Origin of the sequence: Streptomyces sp. NPDC002490, from assembly GCF_040296045.1 — a bacterium.
Taxonomy (GTDB): domain Bacteria; phylum Actinomycetota; class Actinomycetes; order Streptomycetales; family Streptomycetaceae; genus Streptomyces.
Map to the genome: position 1 here is coordinate 116,700 of NZ_JBEOWM010000004.1, position 22,480 is coordinate 139,179.

General features: G+C 74.1%; 17 protein-coding genes. 10 read left to right on the forward strand and 7 right to left on the reverse strand.

Annotation, left to right across the window (positions count from 1 at the left end; all coding sequences use genetic code 11):
- The first annotated feature begins 10 nt into the window (after positions 1-10).
- From ABT092_RS04065 to ABT092_RS04090, 6 genes are all read left to right on the forward strand, one after another.
- Entirely contained in the window at positions 11-604 is a 594-nt protein-coding gene (locus ABT092_RS04065) for a DUF6309 family protein (protein ID WP_351239503.1), read from the forward strand.
- Positions 601-4,815: a non-ribosomal peptide synthetase gene (locus tag ABT092_RS04070; RefSeq protein WP_351239505.1), complete on the forward strand. Its 4,215-nt coding sequence runs from the start codon at positions 601-603 to the stop codon at positions 4,813-4,815. Before ABT092_RS04065 ends, ABT092_RS04070 begins: the two co-directional genes overlap by 4 nt.
- Before the next feature lie 74 nt (positions 4,816-4,889).
- A complete protein-coding gene (locus tag ABT092_RS04075; RefSeq protein ID WP_351239507.1) occupies positions 4,890-6,164 on the forward strand; it encodes an aspartate aminotransferase family protein in 1,275 nt (424 codons plus the stop codon).
- A gap of 78 nt (positions 6,165-6,242) precedes the next feature.
- Positions 6,243-7,121, forward strand: coding sequence for a TauD/TfdA family dioxygenase (locus tag ABT092_RS04080; RefSeq protein WP_351239509.1), 879 nt, complete (start codon positions 6,243-6,245; stop codon positions 7,119-7,121).
- Positions 7,118-7,885: an SDR family oxidoreductase gene (locus tag ABT092_RS04085; protein ID WP_351239511.1), complete on the forward strand. Its 768-nt coding sequence runs from the start codon at positions 7,118-7,120 to the stop codon at positions 7,883-7,885. Before ABT092_RS04080 ends, ABT092_RS04085 begins: the two co-directional genes overlap by 4 nt.
- A gap of 1 nt (position 7,886) precedes the next feature.
- Positions 7,887-8,684, forward strand: coding sequence for a methyltransferase domain-containing protein (locus tag ABT092_RS04090; protein WP_351239513.1), 798 nt, complete (start codon positions 7,887-7,889; stop codon positions 8,682-8,684).
- Here the strand turns inward: ABT092_RS04090 and ABT092_RS04095 are convergent.
- Both ABT092_RS04095 and ABT092_RS04100 read right to left on the reverse strand, forming a co-directional pair.
- Positions 8,662-9,078 carry a nuclear transport factor 2 family protein gene (locus tag ABT092_RS04095; protein ID WP_351239515.1) on the reverse strand — a complete coding sequence of 139 codons (417 nt, stop codon included), beginning with the start codon at positions 9,076-9,078 and terminating at the stop codon, positions 8,662-8,664. The two genes, ABT092_RS04090 and ABT092_RS04095, sit on opposite strands and share 23 nt — an antisense overlap.
- A complete protein-coding gene (locus tag ABT092_RS04100) occupies positions 9,071-9,631 on the reverse strand; it encodes a DUF1697 domain-containing protein (protein WP_351239517.1) in 561 nt (186 codons plus the stop codon). Before ABT092_RS04100 ends, ABT092_RS04095 begins: the two co-directional genes overlap by 8 nt.
- 293 nt (positions 9,632-9,924) lie before the next feature.
- Here ABT092_RS04100 and ABT092_RS04105 point away from each other — a divergent pair, with 293 nt between their 5' ends.
- Both ABT092_RS04105 and ABT092_RS04110 read left to right on the forward strand, forming a co-directional pair.
- Entirely contained in the window at positions 9,925-12,219 is a 2,295-nt protein-coding gene (locus tag ABT092_RS04105) for an MMPL family transporter (RefSeq protein WP_351239519.1), read from the forward strand.
- Positions 12,220-12,383: 164 nt separating this feature from the next.
- Positions 12,384-13,352 (forward strand): endonuclease/exonuclease/phosphatase family protein, encoded by a 969-nt coding sequence (locus tag ABT092_RS04110; RefSeq protein WP_502968384.1) that lies wholly within the window; start codon positions 12,384-12,386, stop codon positions 13,350-13,352.
- A 25-nt stretch (positions 13,353-13,377) separates the two neighbouring features.
- Here the strand turns inward: ABT092_RS04110 and mgt are convergent, their stop codons facing one another.
- A complete protein-coding gene (mgt, locus tag ABT092_RS04115; protein WP_351239521.1) occupies positions 13,378-14,580 on the reverse strand; it encodes a macrolide-inactivating glycosyltransferase in 1,203 nt (400 codons plus the stop codon).
- 194 nt (positions 14,581-14,774) lie between these two features.
- Here mgt and ABT092_RS04120 point away from each other — a divergent pair, with 194 nt between their 5' ends.
- On the forward strand, positions 14,775-15,641 hold the full coding sequence (locus ABT092_RS04120) for a phosphotransferase enzyme family protein (protein ID WP_351239523.1): 867 nt from the start codon (positions 14,775-14,777) through the stop codon (positions 15,639-15,641).
- A 19-nt stretch (positions 15,642-15,660) separates the two neighbouring features.
- Here the strand turns inward: ABT092_RS04120 and ABT092_RS04125 are convergent, their stop codons facing one another.
- The 4 genes from ABT092_RS04125 to ABT092_RS04140 form a co-directional block, all read right to left on the reverse strand.
- Positions 15,661-16,404, reverse strand: a complete 744-nt coding sequence (locus ABT092_RS04125; protein ID WP_351239525.1) for a 3'-5' exonuclease — start codon at positions 16,402-16,404, stop codon at positions 15,661-15,663.
- Between the two features lie 112 nt (positions 16,405-16,516).
- Entirely contained in the window at positions 16,517-17,797 is a 1,281-nt protein-coding gene (locus tag ABT092_RS04130) for a DUF5919 domain-containing protein (protein ID WP_351239527.1), read from the reverse strand.
- An 84-nt stretch (positions 17,798-17,881) separates the two neighbouring features.
- Entirely contained in the window at positions 17,882-19,183 is a 1,302-nt protein-coding gene (locus ABT092_RS04135; RefSeq protein WP_351239529.1) for a copper amine oxidase, read from the reverse strand.
- Positions 19,184-19,225: 42 nt separating this feature from the next.
- Positions 19,226-20,101, reverse strand: a complete 876-nt coding sequence (locus ABT092_RS04140; RefSeq protein WP_351239531.1) for a Tat pathway signal sequence domain protein — start codon at positions 20,099-20,101, stop codon at positions 19,226-19,228.
- Positions 20,102-20,269: 168 nt separating this feature from the next.
- On the opposite strand from ABT092_RS04140, the gene glgX reads away from it, so the two are divergent.
- A complete protein-coding gene (gene glgX / locus ABT092_RS04145) occupies positions 20,270-22,420 on the forward strand; it encodes a glycogen debranching protein GlgX (protein ID WP_351239533.1) in 2,151 nt (716 codons plus the stop codon).
- Positions 22,421-22,480: the final 60 nt, after the last annotated feature.

Genomic DNA, 22,480 nt, shown 5'->3' on the forward strand with positions numbered 1-22,480 from the left:
GAGCATCGCCGTGGAAATCGTCACCTCCGTGGACTTCAGCGACGTCCGACGCGCCTATGCGCGGGACCATCCACGGGAACGGACCCACGAGGCCAACACCAACGCGGACGGCGGGCAAGCCCTCGCCCTCGCCGACCAGGACCTGCACGACTGGTGGCACGTCCGGCTGTCCCGGGCGGACGTGCTGCGCGTCGTGCTGCCCTGGCACCTCAGCGAGGGCGGTGCCCGCGAGTTGGTGCCGCGCAGCGGGCTGACGGTCGCTCAGGCGGCGGAGCGCATCCGGGACGGCGGGGCCGGCTGGACCGCCGACAACCCGGTCTGCGCGCACAAGCTGGTGCTGATGGAGCGGGCGCCGTTGACGCCGATCTACCTCAGCACCCGGGCGATCGCGCACTCGGACTACTCGGACCTGAAGGTACGGGAGGGACTCATCCACATCGACGGCCTCCACCGCATGCTGGCCTGGGAGTTGGCGGGGCGGCTGCCCGACCGGCCCGAGCTGGACTGCTTCCTCGCGGGCGACCCGCAGCTGCCGGTGGGTGCCGAGGACGCGCCGCACCGGGCCCGGCCGGCCGGCAGTCGAACGGAGGACGACCAGGCGTGACCTCGGCGACGCAGCACGCCCCGCTGACCAGATCCACCGACTCGCTGTCCGACCTGCTGTCCCGCACCGCCCGGGCCCACCCGCACCGCACCGCCCTGAGCGACCCGGTCCGCACCCTCGACTACCGCACCCTGGACGCCGTCGCGGACGGGGTGGCGGGCCGGCTGGACGCACTGGACGTCGGCCCGGGCGACCGGGTGGCCCTGCTCGGTCCCCGGGACGCGCGCATGGTGGCCCTGCTGCACGGGGTGCTGCGCTCGGGGGCCGCGGCGGTGCTGGTCGACCCGGAGTGGTCGGCGGCCGACCTGGCCCGCCGACTGGACGCCGTCCGGGTGTGCCGGGTGCTCAGCACCGAGGCCGCGCTCAGCGGCCCGGGGCCCACCGAGTGGGTGGACCTCGACGGGGCCGCCGTCGAGGTCCGCCGGCCCGGCGCCGTCCACCCGGTCGACACCGACCTGGCCTACCTCTCCTTCACCTCGGGTTCGAGCGGCGAACCCAAGGCGGTGGCCGTCACGCACGCCAACGCGGTGCACTACGCACGGGCCTTGGCCGGCCGGCTGGGGATCGCGGACGTGCCGCGGATCGCGCACGTCACCACCCTGGCCGCCGACCTCGGGCACACCGCGTGGCTGTGGGCGCTGGCGGTCGGCGGCTCGGTGCACGTGGTGTCGGACCGGGAGGCCCGCGATCCGCAGGCGTTCTGGGCCGCTCTGCGCACCGCGGGCGTCACCGCGCTGAAGACGACGCCGTCCCATCTGACGGCGCTGCTGGACGGCCGGCCGGCCGCCTCCCGACCGCTGCACACGGTGCTCCTGGGCGGAGAGCCGCTGCCCAGGCCGCTGGCCGCCGCGGTGCTGGAGTCGGGGGTCGCCGCCCGGGTCGTCAACCACTACGGTCCGACCGAGACGACGGTCGGCGCCACCTGCTTCCTCGCCGACCGTGCCGGCCGACTGCCCCTCGACGAGCCCACCGTGCCGATCGGCACCGGCATCGGCGAGGTGGTGCTCCGCGTCCTGGACGAGCGGGGGCGGCCGGTCCCGGACGGCACGGTCGGCGAACTCCTCATCGGGGGCCGGGGGGTGAGCGCGGGCTACTTCGACCGGCCCGCCGAGACCACCCGCAGCTTCCCCCGCGCGGACGGGGCCGGCGGCACTGCCTACCGCACCGGTGACCTGTGCCGCCGCCGGGCGGACGGCTCCCTCGTCTTCGTCGGCCGCGTCGACCGTCAGGTGAAGGTGCGCGGCTTCCGGGTGGACCTCGCCGAGGTCGAACGGGCCGTCGAGGACTTCCCCGGGGTCAGCGGCGGTGCCGTGCTGCTCCGGGACACCCCCTTGGGCAACCAACTGGTCGCCGCGGTCCGGGTGGTGGACCGGCCCGGGGAGACCGTCGAAGGGCTCGGGGCCCATCTGCGCGACCGGCTGCCCGCCCATGCCGTCCCCCAACCCATCCTGCCGTTCCGGGAGTTACCGGTCGGCGTCAACGGGAAGCTGGACCGGCGGCGGCTGGACGCCCTGGTCGCCGAGGCGATCGAGGCCCGGGCACGGGACGGCTCGGCGGAGCCCCTCGACCCCGCCGCCGACCGACCGCGCCGGACGGCCCTGGCCGGGACGCTCGCCGCGTTCTGGGCCACCGCGCTGGGACTGCCCCGGGTCGGGGTGCACACCGAGGTGCTGGCCCTCGGCGGGGACTCCATCCTCGCCATGCGGACCATCGCCTTCCTGCGCAGATCGGGCCACCACGTCGGTTACGAGGACTTCTACCGGCACCCGACCGCCGCCCGGCTGGCCGCCGCCTCCACCACCGCCCGCCCCGCCGACCCCGCGCCCGGGACCGACGACCGGGGCCCGCACCTGGCCCCCGCGCAGCGGTGGTTGTTCGGGCAGCGCCTGGACGACCTGCGGCACTGGAACCAGTCGGTGGTGCTGCGCTGCCGGAAGGACGTCGACCCGGAGGCGCTCGGGGCGGCCGTGGCGGCCGTGCTGACGCGCCATCCGGCCCTGCGCCGGCCGCTCACCGCGGACGGCTACGGCCCGCCGCGGCCGGTGGCCGAGACGGACGCGCTGTCCTTCTCCCGGTTGCCCGCCGACCCGGGGGCGGTGGCCGACACGGTCACCGGGCTCTGCACCGCGCTCCACCGCAGCATGGACCCGGAGGCGGGCCGGCTGCTGCGCGTCCACCTGTTCCGCGGCGCCGGGGGCACCGACGACCGGCTGGCCCTGGTCGCCCACCACCTGGTCGTCGACGGGCTGTCGTGGCGGGTGCTGCTGGACGACCTCGCCCACGGCTACCGGGCCGCCGTCGAGGGGCGCCCGGTGGACCTGCCGCCCACCCCGGACTTCTACCGGTGGGCGGCGAGCGCGCCGCCGGCCCCGGAGGTGGCGGCACCGCAGCCGGAGCCCGCGGCCGCGAGCCGGCCGGGCACCCTGGTCTGGACGCTCGACGAACCGGGCACCGCCCGGCTGGTCGCCCGCTGCGGCGCGGGCCCCGGGCTGGAGGCCCTGCTGTTGGCCGCCTTCGCCGACGCGCTGCTCGCCGAGGACGACCGCCCCCGGCTCACGGTGGAGGTCGAGACCCACGGCCGGGACGCGGCGGGCGGAGCCGACGCCCAGGTGGACACCGTCGGCTGGTTCACCGCCGTCAAGGAGGTGGTGCTCGACGCGTCCGCCGCGGGGCCGGGCGGACCGCCCGGGGACGTCCGGGTGCGGGAGGTCGGCGCACGGTTGCGCCGGGCCCCCGTCCGGCCGATGGACCGGGCGGGCGCCCGCCCGCGGACCGGGTTCAACTTCCTGGGCACCTTCCGCCTGCCGCACGAACCCACCCTGGACTGGACGGTGGCCGACGAACCGGCCGGGCTCGCCCGGTGCCCCGGCGGCGACCCGCTGTACGCGCTCCGGCTCACCGCGCGCATCGTCGAGGACCGGCTGGTGACCGACCTGGTGCACGGGGTGCCGACGGTGCCCCCGGAGACGGCGCGGCGGGTCGTCGGACGCTTCGCCCGGGCCGTCGCCGAGGCGGCGGGCGCCCGGGCCGCCGCCCCGGTCCCGGTCCCCCTGTCGACCTCCGGGCAGTTGCTCCACACCGGCCGGCAGCGGCCCGGGTCCGCCGCGCCCGGGCGGCTGGTGGTCGACGAACCCGCCCGGGTGCTGCTCACCGGTGCCACCGGCTACCTCGGCGGGCACCTGTGCACCGCGCTCCTCGAACGCGGTGCCCACGTCGTCTGTCTGGTCCGCGCCGAGCACGAGGCGGCGGCGGCCCGTCGGCTGGCCGCGGCCCACCCGCGGGTCGAGGCGGTGGCCGGTGACGTCGACCGGGAGGGGCTCGGGCTGTCCCCGGCGGGGCTGATCCGGGCCCGCACCGCACGGATCGTGGTCCACGCCGCCGCGGACGTCCGGCTGGTGGCCCCGCCCACCGCGCTGGCCCGGACCAACCACCACGCGGTGCGGCGCCTGTTGGCCTGGGTGGACGCCCACGCCCCGAAGGCCCGCTTCCACCACGTCTCCACCCTGGCCGTGGCCGGCACCCTGCCGGGCGAGGGGCCCGCCCGCCGGTTCGGCGAGGCGGACCTCCACCTGGGCCAGGACTTCGGGACCCCGTACGAGCGGACCAAGTTCGCGGCGGAGGAGACGGTGCGGGCCTGGGCCGCGACCGGCCGCCCGTACTGGGTGCACCGCAGCGGGCACATCGCCGCGCACAGCCGCAGCGGCGCCTTCCAGGCGAACCCGGGCGACAACCGGATCTACCAGCTGCTGCGCGGCTACCTGTTGGCCGGTGCCGCACCGCGGCGGCCGTCCACCGCGTTCGCGTTCTCCCACGTGGACACGGTGGCGGCGGGCATCGCGGCGATCGCCCTGGACCCGTGCGCGGCGCCCGGCGCCTACCACGTCGAAACCCCCTACGACACGCCGCACGACGAGGTGGTCGGATGGCTCGCGGCGCACGGCCATCCGGTCCGGCTCACCGACGACGACGCGTTCGCCGCCGCCCTCGACCGGGTCGGACGCAGCCACCCGGAGGCGGCGGGCGTCGCCGCGGCGTGGGCCCTCCAGGGGGAGCGCCGCATCGCCGTCGACCGCTCCTACACCACGACCGTCCTCGACCGGCTGGGCGTGCGGTTCGCCGCCCCGACGGCGCAGTGGTTCGGCGCGGCGCTCGACTGGGCCGCCGGCACCGGCTTCCTCCCGCCGGTCGACGCCCCCGGCCGACCGCGCTGACCCGGCCCCGGCCACCACCCGTCCGCAGCACGACCGCGCAACGCCGTCCGTCCGTCGTACAGAAGGCAGGCTCCGTGTCGCAACTGTCCCCCGTGCTCCAGCAGGCCACCCCCGTCGTCGCCACCCGCGGCGAGGGGCTCCACCTCTTCGACGCCGAAGGCCGCCGCTACCTGGACTTCACCTCCGGGGTGGGCGTGACCAGCACCGGTCACTGTCATCCGCGGGTGGTGTCCGCGGTCCGGGAACAGGCCGGCCGGCTGATCCACGGCCAGTACACCACCGTGCTGCACGGCCCCCTGCTGGAGCTCACCGAACGGCTGGGCGAGGTGCTGCCGCCCGGGCTGGACTCGTTGTTCTACGCCACCGCGGGCACCGAGGCGGTGGAGGCCGCCCTGCGGCTCGCCCGGCACGCCACCGGCCGGCAGAACGCGATCGTGTTCGAGGGTTCCTTCCACGGCCGCACCATGGGCGCGGCGGCCCTCACCACCGCCGGCAGCCGCTTCCGGGCCGGGATCGGCCCGTTGATGCCGGGGGTGGCGGTGGCCCCGTTCCCGTACGCGTTCGACCTGGGGACGAGCGCGGCGGAGGCGGTGGAGCACGCCCTGCGCGGTCTGGACCGGGTGCTGGCCACGGTCAGCGCGCCCGAGGAGACGGCGGCGATGTTCATCGAGCCGGTGCTCGGCGAGGGCGGCTACGTCCCGGCGCCGGCGGGCTTCCTGGCCGGGCTCCGGGAGCGCGCCGACCGGCACGGGATCCTCCTGGTCGTCGACGAGATCCAGAGCGGCTTCGGGCGGACCGGGAGGTTCTGGGCGCACCAGCACCACGCGGGGGTCGTCCCGGACGTCCTGATCACCGCCAAGGGGCTGGCCAGCGGGTTCCCGCTGTCCGCGATCGCGGCGCCGACCGGGCTGATGGAACGGGCCCGGCCCGGTTCGCAGGGCGGCACCTACGGCGGCAACCCGGTGGCGTGCGCCGCGGCGCTGGCCACGCTGGACGTGATCCGTGACGAGCGCCTGGTGGAGAACGCCGCCCGGCAGGGGGAGCGGCTGCTGGACGGGTTGCGGGCGGTGGCCGCCGGGGTGCCGCGGTGCGCCGACGTGCGGGGCCTGGGGCTGATGGCGGGTACGGAGTTCCGTCGTGCGGACGGCACCCCGGACCCGGAGACGGCGCGCCGCGCCCAGCAGGCGGCGGCCGAACTCGGTCTGCTGGTGCTGACCTGCGGGACCGGGCTCAACGTGGTGCGGATGGCCCCGGCGCTGGTGGTGACCGCCGAGCAGGTGGACGAGGCGCTGGCGCTGTGGTCGAAGGCGGTGGACCGGGCCGCCACCCGGACGGACGAACACCCGTAGGCGCCGCGTGCGGTGCGGAACGGGAACCGGTGCGGTGAGGTCGGGATGTCGGTGCTGTCGACGACGGGAGAGTGCGGGATGACCGGTGACGTGGTGGAAGAGGTCGGTTGGAGCAGCGCGGACCTGGACGCCCGGCGGGACCTGTGGTCCCTGCCGTTCGGTCCGGAGGAGCGGGGGCTGCTGTGGGAGGACGCCCGGCGGGGGCGTTGGGACGGCGGCTCCGCGGTGCGGGACCGGTTGCGCGGGTTCGTGGCGCGGAGCACCCGTTCGGTGGGGATCGCCCATGTCGGCGGTCTGATGGACCCGGCCGTGCCGTACGAGGAGTTGGTGGCCGCCTTCTCGTTCGTGCTGCGGGACTTCGGCCGGATCGTGCCCCAGAACGGGCAGGGCGATCTGACCCAGGTGCTCCGGGACCGGGACGGGGACGGCGCCACCGAGTTGGGCTTCCACTGCGACACCTGCGATCTGCTCGTCCTGCTCTGCATCCAACCCGCCGCCCGGGGAGGCGGGTTGACCAAGCTGGCCAGTGCGCGGCACGTCCACGAGCTGTTGGCGAAGGAGCGGCCCGACGCCCTGGCCGCCCTGCGCGAGGAGTGGACCTTCGACCGCACCGGGCGGGCAGGGCCCCAGGTCATCGTCTCGCCGATCCTGTTCACCCAGACGGACGGCACGGTCGGCTGCTACTACCAGACCCGTACCGTGCGTTCCTCGCCCGAGCGGGGCGGTCCGCCGCTCACCGCCCGGCAGTGGGAGGCGCTGGACGTCCTGGACGAGGTGCTGTACCGGCCGGAGATCGCGTTCGGGCTGATGATGGACGTCGGCGATCTGCTGATCATCCGCAACAGCCGGGTGCTGCACGGTCGTTCGCCGTACGTCGACGAGCCGGGGCCGCGCTCCCGGCGCATGCTCCGGGTGTGGCTGGACGACGCGGAGCCGAACGCCGGGGAGGGCCGATGAGCCCGCGGCCCGTCGAGGCGGGGCGCATCGCCCTGGTCACCGGCGGCGGCAGCGGCCTCGGCCAGGCGAGCGCACTGGCCCTGTTCGACGCCGGCTGGAGCCTGGTGCTGGCCGGTCGGCGGGAGGACGCGCTGAAGGAGACCGTCGCCCTGGCGGGGGCGGACCCGGCGCGGGCCCTCGCGGTGCCGACCGACATCAGGAACCCCGGGGAGGTCACCGCGCTGTTCGACGCCGTGCGCGACCGCTTCGGCCGCTTGGACCTGCTGTTCAACAACGCGGGCGCGGCGGCCCCGCGCCGGCCGATCGTGGACACCCCGGTCGAGGACTGGCACCGGGTGGTCGACACCATCGTCACCGGGGCCTTCCTCTGCGCCCGGGAGGCGTTCCGGCTGATGGGCACCCAGTCCCCGCGGGGCGGGCGCATCATCAACAACGGCGCCCCGTCCGCGCAGGTGCCCCGGCCGAACACGGCCGCCTACACGGCGGCCAAGCACGCCCTGCTCGGGCTGACGAAGGTGCTGTCCCTGGACGGTCGGGCGCACGGCATCGCCTGCGGGCAGATCGACGTCGGCAACGTGGCGCCGCTGGACGGCGGCCCGCAGCCGGCGGCGCTCCAGGCGGACGGCACCCGGGCGGTGGAGGCGACCATCCCGGTGGAGCGGTTCACCGAGGCCCTGCTGTTGATGGCCTCGATGCCCTTGGACACCAACGTCCAGTCGTTGACGGTGCTGCCGACCACCATGCCGTTCGTGGGGCGGGGCTGAGATGCTGGTCAGTGCCCGTTCCTTCGCGGAGTACCGGGCGATGTTCGCGCTGAGCGACCGGGATCTCACCGGGCGGGTCCTGGACTGTCCGGGCGGGGCGGCCGGTTTCGTGGCGGAGGCCGGTCGGCGCGGGGTGGACGCCGTGGCGGTCGATCCCGAGTACGCGGGCGAGCGGGGCCTGCTCGGGGTGCGGGCGCTGCGGGAGGTCCGGCACAAGCACGCGGACCTGGTGCGCGACGCCGCCCGCTACCTGTGGAGTTGGTACGGGGACCCGGGGCGCTACACCCGGATGCGGATCGGGGCGGCCCGGTCCTTCGCCGCCGACCTCGCCGCCCGCCCGGAGCGCTACGTCGCCGGTTCGCTGCCCCGGCTCCCCTTCCCCGACCGGTCGTTCGACCTGGTGCTCAGCTCCCACCTGCTGTTCTCCTACGGCGCCCGGCTGGACGAGGACTTCCACCTGGCGGCGCTGCTGGAGCTGGCGCGGGTGGCCCGCCGGGAGGTGCGGCTGTTCCCGGTGGTGCAGCACACCACCGATCTGCGGTACGCCCCGTTGGAGCGGCTGCGGGGCGTCCTCGCGGAGCGTGGGGTGCCGAGCCGCTTGGACCGGGTCCGGTACGCGTTCCAGCCCGGCGGGGACGAGGTGCTGGTGCTCTGCTGCACCGGCCACCGGGCGCCCGCGGGGGTCCCGGAACGGGGCGGGGACCCGAGGGCCGGGGTGGTCGACCCGGTGCGCTGGCGCCATCGGGAGGGTGCCGCCGGGCCGGACGGGGAGGGGGTCACATCTCCTCGTCGTCGATGAACGGCGTGCCCTGGTGGAAGTAGAGCTGCCAGCCGGTCCCGGTGCGCCGCCACAGCGAACTGCGGTGGGCCAGGCGTCCGTTGTTGTCGGTGTCGAAGGCGAGGTGCACCCAGTCGGGGGCGAGCCGAACGCCGCGCATCCGGGAGGTGGTGATGGGGCGCACCCCGCCGGCGACGGGGCGGTCGGCGAGGGCCGCGATGATCGACGCGCGGTCCCAGAGCCTTCCGGAGGCGCCGATCTCGGTGAACTCCGGGTGCAGCAGCGCGCCCACCAGGTCCGGTGAGGGGCGGACGTCGGGGTCGAGGAGCCGCAACTCGCCCTGGATCGCCGCCTCGACGGCCCGTTCGGGGTCGGGTGCGGCGGACCCGGCGAGGTCGGGGGGTGCGTCAGTCACGGGTCATCTCCACAAGGCGGGTGACGGTGTTCCAGTTGCGGCTGGTGGTGACGACGCCCTTCCAGCGTGCGGGCCGGGCCAGTGCGGCGGCGAGGGCGGAGCGGCCCAGCCCCTCGGGTGCGTACAGGTACAGCGCGCGGTCCCCGAGGCGGAACTCCTCCGGGAGGAAGGCGGCCCGGTCCAGCCCGGCGAGGCGGTCGTCCCCGACCCGTTCCGAGAGGTAGGTGACGTGCAGGTGGCGGCCGTCGACGCCGTCCACCGGGAAGGGGCAGTCGGCGACGACGGACCGCAGGTAGGCGTGGTCGCGGACCAGGAGGTCCACGGCGAACCCGAAGCGTTCGGCCAGTCCGCGGCCGAGCACGGCGGCGACGGCCCCGGTGTCGGGGGGCTCCCCCGCCGTCGTGGGCACCGAGAAGACGGCGTTGCCGCTCTGGAGGTGGGTCCGCACGTGCCGGTAGCCGAGCTCGGTGATGACGGTGCGCAACTCGGCCATGGGAACCTTCCGGTGGCCTCCGACGTTCACTCCCCTGAGCAGGGCCGCATAGGTCGTCATGCGGGTCACCATAGGGGACCCGGGGGTCGGTCTCGGGGTCGTCCCGGGGCCATACGGGGCAAGGTCGGTTGGGCCGTGCGGGTGGGGAGCCGGTGCGGGCCGGCCCGGTGTGCCCCTGAGAGGACGCCCCGTCGCCCCCTGAGCGCGTCGGGGTTCGCCGTCATCCGCCGTACCGACCGCGCGCCCGTCTCTTTCAGCAGGTGGTACGAGGTGAACAGCCCCTTCCCGGCCATAACTTCGTGGTCAGGCGGTGGCGCACGGCCCCGCCGCACACGAGGGGGCGACTTCCCACCATGGGGCACAGAGACACACGGGCGCGGGGCTTCGCCGCGCGGGCCGGCGGGTGGAGCGCCCGGCACCGCTGGGCCGCCGTCGCGATCTGGGTGCTGTTCGTGATCGGGTCCATGGCCGCGGGCTCGGCCATGGGCCGCGAGGAGGTGGCCTCGGGCGAGCAACTGCGGGGCGAGACCCGGCAGGCGGCCCGGATCATCGAGGACGCCGGCATCGAGGAGCCGGCCGGCGAGTCGGTCCTCGTCCAGGCGAAGGAGGCCGGCGGCAAGGCCACCGACGCCGACTTCGAGGCGGCGGTGACCGCGGTCATCGAGGCGGTCGAGGCCACCGGCGAGGTCACCGCGGTGACCTCGCCCTACGACACCCGGACCATCTCGGAGGACGGCCGCAGCGCGCTCGTCCAGTTCGCGATGCGCGGGGAGAGCGAGACGGCGAAGGAGCGGGTCCAACCGGTCCTCGACGCCGTGGCGGAGGTCCAGCGCGACCACGACGGGCTGCGGATCGAGCAGGTCGGCGGTGCCAGCCTGGGCAAGACGATCGACGACGCCTTCGGCGACGACTTCAAGCAGGCCGAGTTCTCCGCCGTGCCGGTGGCCCTGGGCATCCTGCTGATCGCGTTCGGCGCCCTGGTGGCCGCGCTGCTGCCGGTGGTCCTGGCGATCACCGCCATCATGGCGACCATGGGGCTGATGGGCGTGGTCAGCCACGTCCAGCCGATGAGCGACACCGCCAATTCGGTGATGCTGCTGGTGGGCCTCGCGGTCGGGGTCGACTACTGCCTGTTCTACCTGCGGCGCGAGCGGGAGGAGCGGGCGGCGGGCCGGGACGCGGCCACCGCCCTGCAGATCGCCGCGGCGACCAGCGGCCGGGCGGTCATCGTCTCCGGGGTGACGGTGTGCGTGGCGATGGCGGGCATGCTGTTCACCGGCCTCGCCGAGTTCCAGGCGATGGGTCTGGCCTCGCTGATGGCCGTCGCGGTCGCCATGGTCGGTTCGGTGACGGTGCTGCCCGCGCTGCTGTCCCTGCTGGGGAAGCGGGTGGAGACCGGGCGGGTGCCGTTCCTCCACCCCGACAAGCGCCGTCGGCGCGGCGGGCGTCCGGGCGCCGGCAACGAGTCCCGGTTCTGGAAGGCCGTGTTGAAGGGGGTGCTGGCCAAGCCCGCGCTGTCACTGCTCGTCGCGGGCGGAGCGCTGGTCGCCGTCGCGGCCCCCGCGTTCGGGATGCGCACCGAGGACCTGTCCCTGGACAAGGAGCTCGGCGACTCCGTCCCGATCATCGCCACCTACGAGCGGCTGGACACCGCGTTCCCGGGCGGCTCCGAGCCGGCCGAGGTGGTCGTCCGGGCGAAGGACGTCGACGCCCCCGAGGTGAAGGCCGCGCTGGCCGACTTCCGGAAGCAGGCGGTGGATTCGGGGGCCTCCCGCGGGCCGGTCGACGTCGAGGTGCACGCCGCGGCGGACGTCGCCGTGGTGTCGGTGCCGCTGGTCGGCGGCTCCGACCAGGAGCGGGCCGAGAAGAGCCTCGCCCTGCTCCGGGACGAGGTGCGGCCCCGGACGCTGGGTTCGGTGCCGGGCGTCGAGGCACCGGTCACCGGTCAGGTCGCGGCGTCGAAGGACTTCAACGAGCAGATGACGGGCTCCGCCGCCCCGGTGTTCGCCTTCGTGGTGGTGTTCGCCTTCCTGCTGATGCTGCTGTGCTTCCGCTCGCTGACCGTCGCGGTCACCTCGATCGTGCTCAACCTGCTGTCCGTGGGTGCCGCGTACGGCATCCTGGTGGTCGTCTTCCAGCACGGCTGGGGTGCCTCCCTGATCGGTGCCGAGCACGCGGGCGCGGTCGTCAGCTGGCTGCCGCTGTTCCTGTTCGTGATCCTGTTCGGACTCTCGATGGACTACCACGTGTTCGTGGTGTCCCGGATCCGGGAGGCCCGGGCGCGGGGGTACGCCACCCGGGACGCCATCTCCCACGGGGTGGTCACCACGGCCGGCGTGGTGACCAGTGCGGCGGTCATCATGGTGGCGGTGTTCGCCATCTTCGCCACGCTGTCGATGCAGTCGATGAAGCAGATGGGCGTGGGCCTCGCGGCGGCCGTCCTGATCGACGCCACCGTCATCCGCGGCGTGCTGCTGCCCGCCGTGATGGCACTGCTGGGCGAGGCCAACTGGTACTTCCCGAGCTGGCTGCGGTGGCTGCCCGACCTCTCCCACGACGAGGCCCCCGAGCCGGTGGCCGCCGGGCTCCCGGCGTCCGGCCCCGTGGTGGGGACCGCGCAGGAGGGGACCACCCGGGTGCGGGTGTAGGCCGGCGGCCGTTCGGACGGTACGGGGCACGGGGCGGAACATCCGGTTCCGCCCCGTGCCCCGTACCGCAACCGACCGTGCCGTCGGGTTCGTCCTGGGGAGGAGGAACGAAACGGACGGAAGGCGGGGTGCGGGTGAGCGCGGTGGTGGACCGGTGGCGGCGGATGCGACCCCGCTCGGCGGCGCCGGCCCACGGCGCGGCACCCGGACGGAGACGGCGGGGACGCCTGACCGCGGCCCTCGCGGTGGTGACGGCCGCCCTCCTGGTCCTGCACCCGGCGGTGCCCAACTCGGTGGGGCGCCTCGGCAGTCTGCTGGAGTCCTTCCTGCCCTGGCTCGGGCTGGTGGTCCTGGTGCTGCTCGGGGCTGCGCTGCTGCGTCGTTCGCGGCTCGCCTGCGCGGCCTCGCTGCTGCCGGTGGTGGCCTGGACGCACCAGTTCGGCGCACTGTTGCTGCCCGGACCCGGCTCCGGCCCCCGTGACCTGCTGGTGGTGCAGCACAACGTCAGCGACGAGAACCCCGACCCGGCGGGCACGGCCCGGGCCCTGGCCGCGGCCGGGCCCGATCTGATCGCCCTGGAGGAGTTGGTGCCGCCGGCGCTGGGGGTGTACGCGCGGACCCTGGCCCCGGACTACCCCCACCACGCCGTCCGGGGCACCGTGGGCCTCTGGTCGAAGCACCCGTTGACGAGGACCCGGGGCGTGGACATCAAGCCCCGCGGGATCACCGGGCCCTGGAGCCGGGGGCTGCGGACCGTGGCCCGCACCCCGTACGGGGAGGCCGCCGTGTACGTGGCGCACCTGCCCTCGGTCCGCGTCGGGGCGGGCGGTCTCGCCTCGGCGTCGCGCGACGAGAGCGCGGCCCTCCTCGGCGAGGCCCTCGCCGCCGAGGAGCACGAGCGGGTGCTCCTGCTCGGCGACCTCAACGGCACCGTCGACGACCGGGGGCTGGCCCCGCTGACCTCCCGGCTGGACGTCCCGCGGCGGGGGTTCGCCCTCAGTTTCCCCACCGCTCTCCCGGTGGCCCGCATCGACCAGGTGATGGCCCGTTCGGTGAGCGTGGGCCGCATCCGGACCCTGCCGGCGACCGGGAGCGACCACCTGCCGGTCGCCGCCCGGATCGGGTTCGGCTGACCGGCGGGCGGCCCCGGCCCGGGGCTCAGGACCGGTTCGGCAACTGCGCCTCGATCAGGTCGGCCGCGCGGGTGGTGCCGCCCTCGTCGGCCATCTCGCGCCGGACCTCGGCGAGGCGTCGCGCCACCTCGGGGTCGCCGACCAGGTCGAGCACGGCGGAGCGCAGGGTCTCGGCGGTTGCCTCGGCCATGGGCAGGTGGCGGGCCACGCCCAGGGCCTGGAGCACGTCGGCGTTGCCGAACTGGTCGACGGCCTGCGGCACGGCCACCATCGGGGTCCCGGTGGCCAGGCCCTCCTGACTGCCGCCGGCGCCCGCGTGGGTGACGAAGACGTCGGCCTGCCGCAGGATCGCGAGTTGCGGCACCCACGGGTGGACCTCGACGGTGGCGGGCACCTCGCCCAGCTCCGCCGGGTCCACGTGCGCGCCGATCTGGAGGACCGTGTGCCAGCCGGGCAGGTCACCGAAGGCCCGGATGCACTCCCGGTAGAACTCGGGCTGCTTGGTGAAGGTGGAGCCGAGCGAGACCAGCAGCACCTTCTCCGCTCCGGCCGGCCGCTGCCAGGCGCCCTGGGAGGTGCGCTCGCCCTGGCAGGCGCCGACGAAGGTGTAGCGGGCCGGGTCGACCCGGTCGGCTTGCGGCTGGAGCGCCTTCGGGATGAGGACCAGACAGCGGTCGGGCCGGCCGGAGAAGTCCTCCGGTGACAGGTCGATGTCGTTCTCCGCCAGCCAGGCCCGGAAGCCGGCGAAGTACGCCTGGCCCCGTTCGGTCTTGCGCAGCGGGTCGAAGAGGGTGGCGCCGACCTCCTCCTCGTACCCCTCCCAGGCCACGATGCTGGGGGAGAGCTGGATGACGGGGACCTTCCAACGGTGGGCCAGGACCCGGGCCGGGTAGGCCGTGATGTCGTACAGGACCAGGTCCGGTTCGTCGCCCTGGTAGGCCGCCGTCAGCTGGGGCAGCGCCTGCCGGGCGTCGTCGAGGAAGAGTTCCAAGTACTTGATGAGTTCGGTGCCCCAGTCGTCGGGGGCTTCGTCGCTGGGCAGGATCGAGGTCCACGCCACGGGTTCCGCACCGGTCTCGGCGACCTTGTCGGCGAAGGCGGGCGGAATGGCGTAGGTGACGCGGTGGCCTCGGGCCACCAGTTCCCTGATCACGTCGAGGCTCGGGTTCACATGGCCGTGGGCGGCGATGGAGAACATGGCGATGTGGGCGGGGCGGGGGGTGCTCATGTCCGCACCGTACGCGAGACGAACCGTCTCGTACAATGAGGTTTCCCGGCGATGGCGGGTTTCCACCCCTCGCACCCGTCCGCGGTGTCGCGCCCCAGCCGCCTGCGCCACCGGGCGGAATGCGACACTGACCCGCGGCGAGGGGCGCCGCGGACGGCCGAGGAACCGGCCCGGGACCGAGGGAAGAACGGACGATGGACGAAGCACGGGCGCGGGGCGTCCTGGCCTCCGCAGGGGTACTGCCACCGGGCGCGGACGGGGGTGCGACGCTGCTGGCGTTCGGCGAGAACGCCGTCTTCGCCTCGGGGGACCTGGTGGTGAAGGTCGGCCGGAGCGCCGAACTGCTGGCACGCGCCCGGCGGGAGGTGGCCGTCGCGGAGTGGCTGGCCGCGGCGGACGTGCCCGCGGTCCGCCCCGCCCGCCCGGGCGCCCTGCTCGTGGACGACCACCCGGTGACGGTCTGGCACCGGCTGCCGGAGGCGGTCCGCCCCACCGGTGGACCCGACCTCGCCGCACTGCTGCGCACGGTGCACGCCCTGCCCGCCCCCGACCTCCCGCTGCCCCCCCGTGACCTCCTGGGCGGGGTCGAGCGCTGGTTGCGGCTGGCCGGCACGGCGATCGACCCGGCCGACGCCGCCTTCCTGCGGGAGCGCCGCGACGGCTTCGCCGCCGCCGCGTCCGTACTCGTCCCGCACCTGCCCCCCGGCCCGATCCACGGTGACGCGCTACTGCGCAACGTCCGGGTGACCGCGGACGGCCCCGCCCTGGTCGACCTGGAGACCTTCTCCCTCGACCTGCGCGAACACGACCTGGTGGTCATGGCGCTGGCCCACGACCGCTACGGACTCCCCGACGACGCCTACGCCGCCTTCGCCGACGCCTACGGCTGGGACGTGCGGGGTTGGGAGGGCTGCACCGTCCTGCGGGGTGCCCGGGAGACCGCCAGTTGCGCCTGGGTGGCCCAACACGCCCCGGACAACCCGCGGGCGCTCGCCGAGTTCCGCCGCCGGGTGACCTCGCTCCGGGAGGGCGACGAGACGGTGCGCTGGTACCCGTTCTGACCGCGCACCGCAGTGCGGGTCAGCCCACCCGGGACGGGCGTCCCCCGGCGCCGCGCTGAACCGGTATCACCGGCCAGGCGCCCTCGACCCGGGCCCGGGGGTCGGAGGTGCGCCGGAGGAACTCCTGGAGGGAGGCGGACTGCTCCGCCGCCGCCCGCACCTGGAGTTCCGTCAGCTCCACCGGCGACACGGCGCCCACCGCGGGGTGGCCCTCCCCTATCCGGCGGGCCACCCGGGTCGCCGCCACGGCGTCCGACCGGGCGTCGTGGGCGCTGTCGAGCGGCACCCCGTAGTGGGCGCAGAGCGCCTGGAGCGTCCGCCGGCCCTTGCGGTAGCGGTCCACGTGCTTGTCCAGGACCAACGGGTCGACGACCGGGAACCCCCGGACGGCGGAACGCTCCGACAGCGGCGCGATCCGGTGCCGCCGGCACTCCCGGTCCAGCAGGGAGAGGTCGTAGCGCGCGTTCATGACGGCCAACGGGGCGCCCGTGCGCACCAAGCCGACCAGGGCCTCGACGATCTCGGCCACCGCCGCGGCGGCGGGGGCCCCGTGGGCGCGGGCCCGCTCGGTGGAGATGCCGTGGATGGCCGTGGCCTCCTCGGGGATGGGCACGCCGGGATCAAGCAGCCAGGTCCGCTCCTGCGCCACCCGCCCGTCCGACTCCAGGACGACGAGCGCCGCGGTGACGATGCGGTCGGTCTCGACGTCGGTGCCGGTCGTCTCCAGGTCGAAGCCGACCAGCCGCTCCCGGTACCAGCTCATGCGGCCCCTCCTTCGTGGTGCGTTCCCCCAGTGCTCCCTACCCTGACACCTGCCACTGACAACCGGCCGGCCGGGCGTCGCGGCCGGAACTCCACCGCGGGGCCGGGGGCCGTCAGGACACCGGTCGGGAGTCGCTCCACGCCAGGTCGAACTCCTCGCGGTACGTCGCGAAGATGCCGTTCTCGCCCGTATCTCCCGGTTTCACCGTCCGGCCGCCGCCGCGGAGGACGAGCACCGGCGCCTCCATGCCCCGGGTCCGGCGCAGGTAGGTCTGGACGATGCCCACCCCGTCGGCCCCGTCGCCGTCCACGAGGTAGGCGGTGAAGCGGGGCGTCTCGTCGAACACCTGGATCTCGAAGGCCCCGGGGTCCCGCAGCCGGGACCGGACCCGACGCATGTGCAGGATGTTCATCTCCACCGAGCGGCTCAGCTCGCCGCGCCTGAGGCCCAGCTCGCGCTCGCGCCGCTTGATGGCGCTGGAGGCCGGGTTCAGGAAGAGCAGCCGCGCCCGGCACCCCGCCTCGGCGAGCCGCACCAGTCGGCGACCGGAGAAGTTCTGCACCAGCAGGTTCAGTCCGATGCCCATCACGTCGAGGCGACGGGCCCCGCCGAAGATGTCCTCGGCCGGGAACTGACGCAGCAGCCGCACCCGGTCCGGGTGGACCGCCACCACGTCGGCGTAGCGGTCACCGACCAGGTCCTCGACGGCGTCGACGGGCAGGCGCCCGCCGGGCGAGGTCTCGGAGGCGGCGCCGAGCATCTCCAGCAGCCGGCCCGAGGCCCGCTCGGCCTGGGCGAGGACGGCCCCGGACAGGGCCCGGTTGCGGGAGACGACGTTGCGGGTGACCTCCAGCTCGTCGAGGGCCAGCTCGACGTCACGGCGTTCGTCGAAGTACGGCTCGAAGCAGGGCCAGTGCTGCACCATCAGTTCGCGCAGCTGCGGCAGGGTCAGGAAGCTCAGCACGTTGTCGTCGGCCGGGTCGAGCAGATAGCCCTTGCGGCGGCTCACCTCGCGCACCGCCACCGCCCGCTGCACCCACTCCTGTCCGGCGGGGCCGGCCGCGGCCACCACCCAGTCCTCGCCGTGGACGGGTTCGTAGACGGGACGCAGAACAGCGGCTACGACCGCGCGTAGCCGCTGTTCGACGAGGTTCAACCAGATGTACGCCCGCCCCGCGCGCTGGGCGCGGGTGCGGACCTCGCTCCACTGTTCGGCGCCCCAGTTCAGTTCGGGGCCGATCTGCGTGCCCGTCTCCAGGGGACGGGCCAGGGACACCGCCGTGGCCGGGCCCTCCGGGGAGCCCTCCTGTTGACCGCCGTCACCAGGAGGCAGCTCCAGCCCTCCCGACACCCGCCGCACCGCCTTCCGCACCCCTGTGACCCCCCTGGTCAACGATCAAGGAAGGGTACTCCGGGAGCGGCCGGCGGTGCAGCCCGATGGGCAGGGTCGCGGAAACCCGTGGAAAGGGGTTGACGGCTACGGCAGCATGCCGACGTTGCCGTTGCGGTTCTTCAGGTCGTCCGGGGTGAGCGGGTTCATGGCCGTCACGTCGCGCGGGGAGAGCGAGAAGCCCTGCCAGTGGACCGGCATGGGCTCCTGGTCCTCGTCCCGGGCTATGTGGTGGAAGCCGATGTTCACCCAGGTGACCGGGTTCTTCAGGGCCTGCCCGTTCACCCACTTGTCCACGCTGTTGGGCGCGGTGCTGGGGCAGCTCGGGTTGTCGCTCGCGTACTTCTCGCACTTCTTGTACTCGGTGAAGTACACGTCGTGCTTGGTGTACGGGCGGCCGGAGAACTTGTCGGTGCGGCCCGGCACGATCTCGTAGCTGCGCGGGTGACCGTCCTTGTTCTTGCCGGTGGTGCTGACCAGCCGCCACCAGCGCATGGACTTGGCGTCACCGGCGAGTTCCTTGGTGACCTTGGTGCGCTTGGTCTTGGTGGTCGGGGCGTTGCGGCTGGTGCCGGCGGTGACGGTGGAGTCGTACTGCTCGACCCGGTTCTTGGTGTTGCCGTCCAGTGCGGAGTCGAGCCGCCAGAACACGTTGTGGCTGTGGTTCTCGGCGTAGGCCGTGTTGTTCTTGCCGATCGGCCAGCCGCGGCTGTCGCCGCCGTCGTAGTCGAACGGGGACAGCATCCCGGTGGCACCGACGTTGGAGCTGATGGTGCCGTCGGAGGAGAAGCGCCACTCGGTGATGTACTCGTACCAGGACGCCTTGTTGATCGAGTAGACCAACAGGTCCTTGCCCTGGGCCTGCCAGACCTTGGTGCCCGTGTCGTTGGCGAGGCGGTAGGCGTGACCCCGGGCGCGCGTGGTGGTGCACAGGCCCTTCACGTCGCCGCGGCCGGCCACCTTGATGGTGCGGATGGTGCCGCCGGGGCACTCGGCGGGCCGGAGCGCCTGCTGGTTCTGGCCGAAGTCCGTCGCGGTGACGTCCTGGTACTCGGCCTCCCCGTCGTCGTAGGGCACGTGGATCTGGGCCAGCCGGGCACTGTTGAGCACCCGGATGGGCCGCGGTTCGCCCTTGGGCTGGTACGAGATCTTGTCCAGGACGACGCCCGCCAGGGGGTCGTGGCGCCAGCACATGCGCCAGGTGGTGCCGCCGTCGAGCTTCTGCTCGATGCGGTAGGCCGCACTACAGTCGGCGGCCGGGGCGGGGGCCGCGGGCGGCGCCGCGGGGGCCGCCTGGGCGGTGCCCACGGCGGTGGTCCCCAGGAGCGCGGTCACGGCGAGGGCCAGTCCGGCCCCCTTCTGGGCACGCGAGATTCTCTGGTCGTGCATGGGAAAGGAACTCCTCGTCGGGAGGGAAGACGGTGAAGGGGCTCAGCCCAGGCGGCCGACGGTGCGGGCGCTCAGGTCGACCACGCTCTTGCGGGTGTCGAACCAGGGCCCGTCCTTGACCTTGAAGACCACGCTGACGCAACGGTTCTTCCCGCAGTCCTTCAGGACCCCGGGGATCTTCAGGGTGGTCTGCTTGCTGAAGACGAACCCGCTGAGCTCAGCCTGACCGGGATCGGTCAGCTCCTTGCCCGTGGCGTGCCGGAAGTCCTGCTTGAGGTCCTTGCCGAGCGGATGGGCGATCAGCAGTCGGGCGGCCTCGGCCAGTTCCCCGGCGCTGGCCGGCGGCTGGGCGCCGACCCGGGTGACGGTGTCGACCACCTTCCCCGAGGTGAGGTCCACCGTCTTGGTGACGGCGGCCTCCTTGCCGTAGTCGTAGAACACGACCTCGGCCATGCGCTTGCCCTGCTGGGCGGCCGACGCGTTCGGGTCGGGCTCCTGGAGGCTGGTGTAGAGGTGCTCCGGCCCCTTCTTCCCCGCCACGTCGCGAGCGGACCGCTGGAGGTCGTCCCCGGTGGCGAGCTGCTGCGCCCGGTCCAACTCGTCGTCGGTCAGCGGGTCGCTGCCGATCCCCTTCTCCCCCTCGACGGGTGCCGGCAGGACGTCGGCGGGCGGCGGTGCCTCCGCGCTCCCCGAACCCTGCGCGCCGCCCCCGTCGTCCCCACTGCTCCGAGCGCCGTTCGCGGTGGTGTCCCCGTCGCTCGCGCCCGGCGTTCCGTTCTGGCTCTGTCCCTGGGCGGGCCGGTCGGCCTTCCCCTCGTCCGCGCCGGCCATCCCGGGAAGGGTCACGGCCACCATCGCGGCCGTTCCGGCCACGGCGATCGCTCCGCCCGCCACGACCTTCCCTATGTGGCGTCTCACCAGTTGACGCACTGCTTCCCCCAACTCCCCCCTGCACGAATACCGTCATCGGTCTGGATGCGGTCACCCGGTAGGACGGACCGACGTCCTAGGAGGTTGCCTCTGTTTCCGGAAGACTCTGCATCCGACGGCCCCCGGACGAAGGGGCCCGGAAGGGAAGAACTCCCCATGCAGGTCTGGCCCGGACAGGCGTATCCCCTGGGTGCCGCGTACGACGGCGCCGGAACCAATTTCGCGGTCTTCTCCGAAGCGGCGCACCGGATCGACCTGTGCCTGCTGCACGACGACGGCTCCGAGTCGAGGGTGGAGCTGCGGGAGACGGACGCCTTCGTGCGGCACGCCTACCTGCCGGGGGTGATGCCGGGTCAGCGCTACGGGTTCCGGGTGCACGGCCCGTACGCACCCGAACGGGGGATGCGCTGCAATCCGGCGAAGCTGCTGCTCGACCCGTACGCGCGCGCCATGAGCGGGTCCGTCGACTGGGGCGAGGAGGTCTACGGCTACCGCTTCGGGGCCCCCGAACGGCGCAACGACCTGGACTCCGGGTCCCGCACCATGGCCTCGGTGGTGGTCAACCCGTACTTCGACTGGGGGGACGACCGCCCGCCGCGCACCGACTACCACCGCACCGTCATCTACGAGGCCCACGTCAAGGGCCTGACCATGACCCATCCGGCGCTGCCGGACGAACTGCGCGGCACCTACGCGGCACTGGCCCACCCAGCCGTCCTCGAACACCTGACCGAACTCGGGGTGACCGCGCTGGAGTTGATGCCGGTGCACCAGTTCGTCCACGACCACCGGCTGGCGGACCTCGGGCTCCGCAACTACTGGGGCTACAACACCATCGGCTTCTTCGCCCCGCACAACGCCTACGCCTCCTGGGGGGACCGGGGCCAGCAGGTGCTGGAGTTCAAGTCGGCGGTGCGGGCGCTGCACCGGGCCGGGATCGAGGTGATCCTCGACGTGGTCTACAACCACACGGCGGAGGGCAACCACCTGGGTCCCACGCTGTCCTTCCGGGGCCTGGACAACGCCTCCTACTACCGGCTCGCCGAGAACCGGCGCCACTACACCGACACCACCGGCACCGGGAACTCGCTGCTGATGCGCTCCCCTCACGTGCTGCAACTCGTCATGGACTCGCTGCGCTACTGGGTGACCGAGATGCACGTGGACGGCTTCCGCTTCGACCTCGCGGCGACCCTGGCCCGGCAGTTCCACGAGGTGGACCGGCTCTCCTCGTTCTTCGACCTGGTGCAGCAGGACCCGGTGGTCTCCCAGGCGAAGCTGATCGCCGAACCCTGGGACCTGGGCGAGGGCGGCTACCAGGTCGGCAAGTTCCCCCCGTTGTGGACGGAGTGGAACGGCATGTACCGGGACACCGTGCGCGACCTGTGGCGGGGGGAGCCCCGCCGGCTCGCGGAGTTCGCCTCCCGGCTGACCGGCTCCTCCGACCTCTACCAGGACGACGGCCGCCGACCCCTGGCCTCCATCAACTTCGTGACCTGCCACGACGGTTTCACCCTGCACGACCTGGTCTCCTACAACGAGAAGCACAACGAGGCCAACGGCGAGGACAACCGCGATGGCGAGGAGCACAACCGGTCGTGGAACTGCGGGGCGGAGGGCGAGACCGACGATCCGCGGGTGCGGGAGCTGCGGGAACGGCAGATGCGCAACTTCGTCGCCACCCTGCTGCTGTCCCAGGGAGTGCCGATGCTCAGCCACGGCGACGAGTTCGGCCGCACCCAGCGGGGCAACAACAACGCCTACTGCCAGGACGGCGAACTGTCCTGGGTGCGGTGGCCGCAGCGCCCGGACGGCCCCGAGGAGCCCGCCGACCCCGAGGACGAGCTCGCCGCCCGCCGGCTCGCCTTCACCCGGTCGTTGGTGTGGCTCCGTCGCGACCACCCGGTGTTCCGGCGGCGGCGGTTCTTCCGGGGACGCCCGGCGCAGAACGCCCCGGACGCCCTGTCCGACCTGGTCTGGTTCACCCCGGAGGGTGAACTGATGCGGCAGCGGGACTGGAGCGCGGCGCTGGCCCGCGCCCTGAGCGTGTTCCTGAACGGCGATGCCATCTCCGAGCCGGGCCCCCGCGGGGAACGCATCGTCGACGACTCCTTCCTCCTGATGGTCAACGCCTCCCCCGAGCCCCTGGTGTTCACCGTCCCCACCGGCCACGGACCGCACTGGCGGGTGGTGGTCGACACCGCGCTCCCGCACGGCGTGCCCCCGCAGGGCGGCGCCCGGACGGCCGCCGGGGACCGGATCACCCTGGTGGACCGCAGCCTGACGGTGCTGCAACGGCTCACCTGACCGGCGGCACCCGTCCGCCCGTCCCCCGATCGGGAACCGCGGCCGCGCGGGTACCCACGC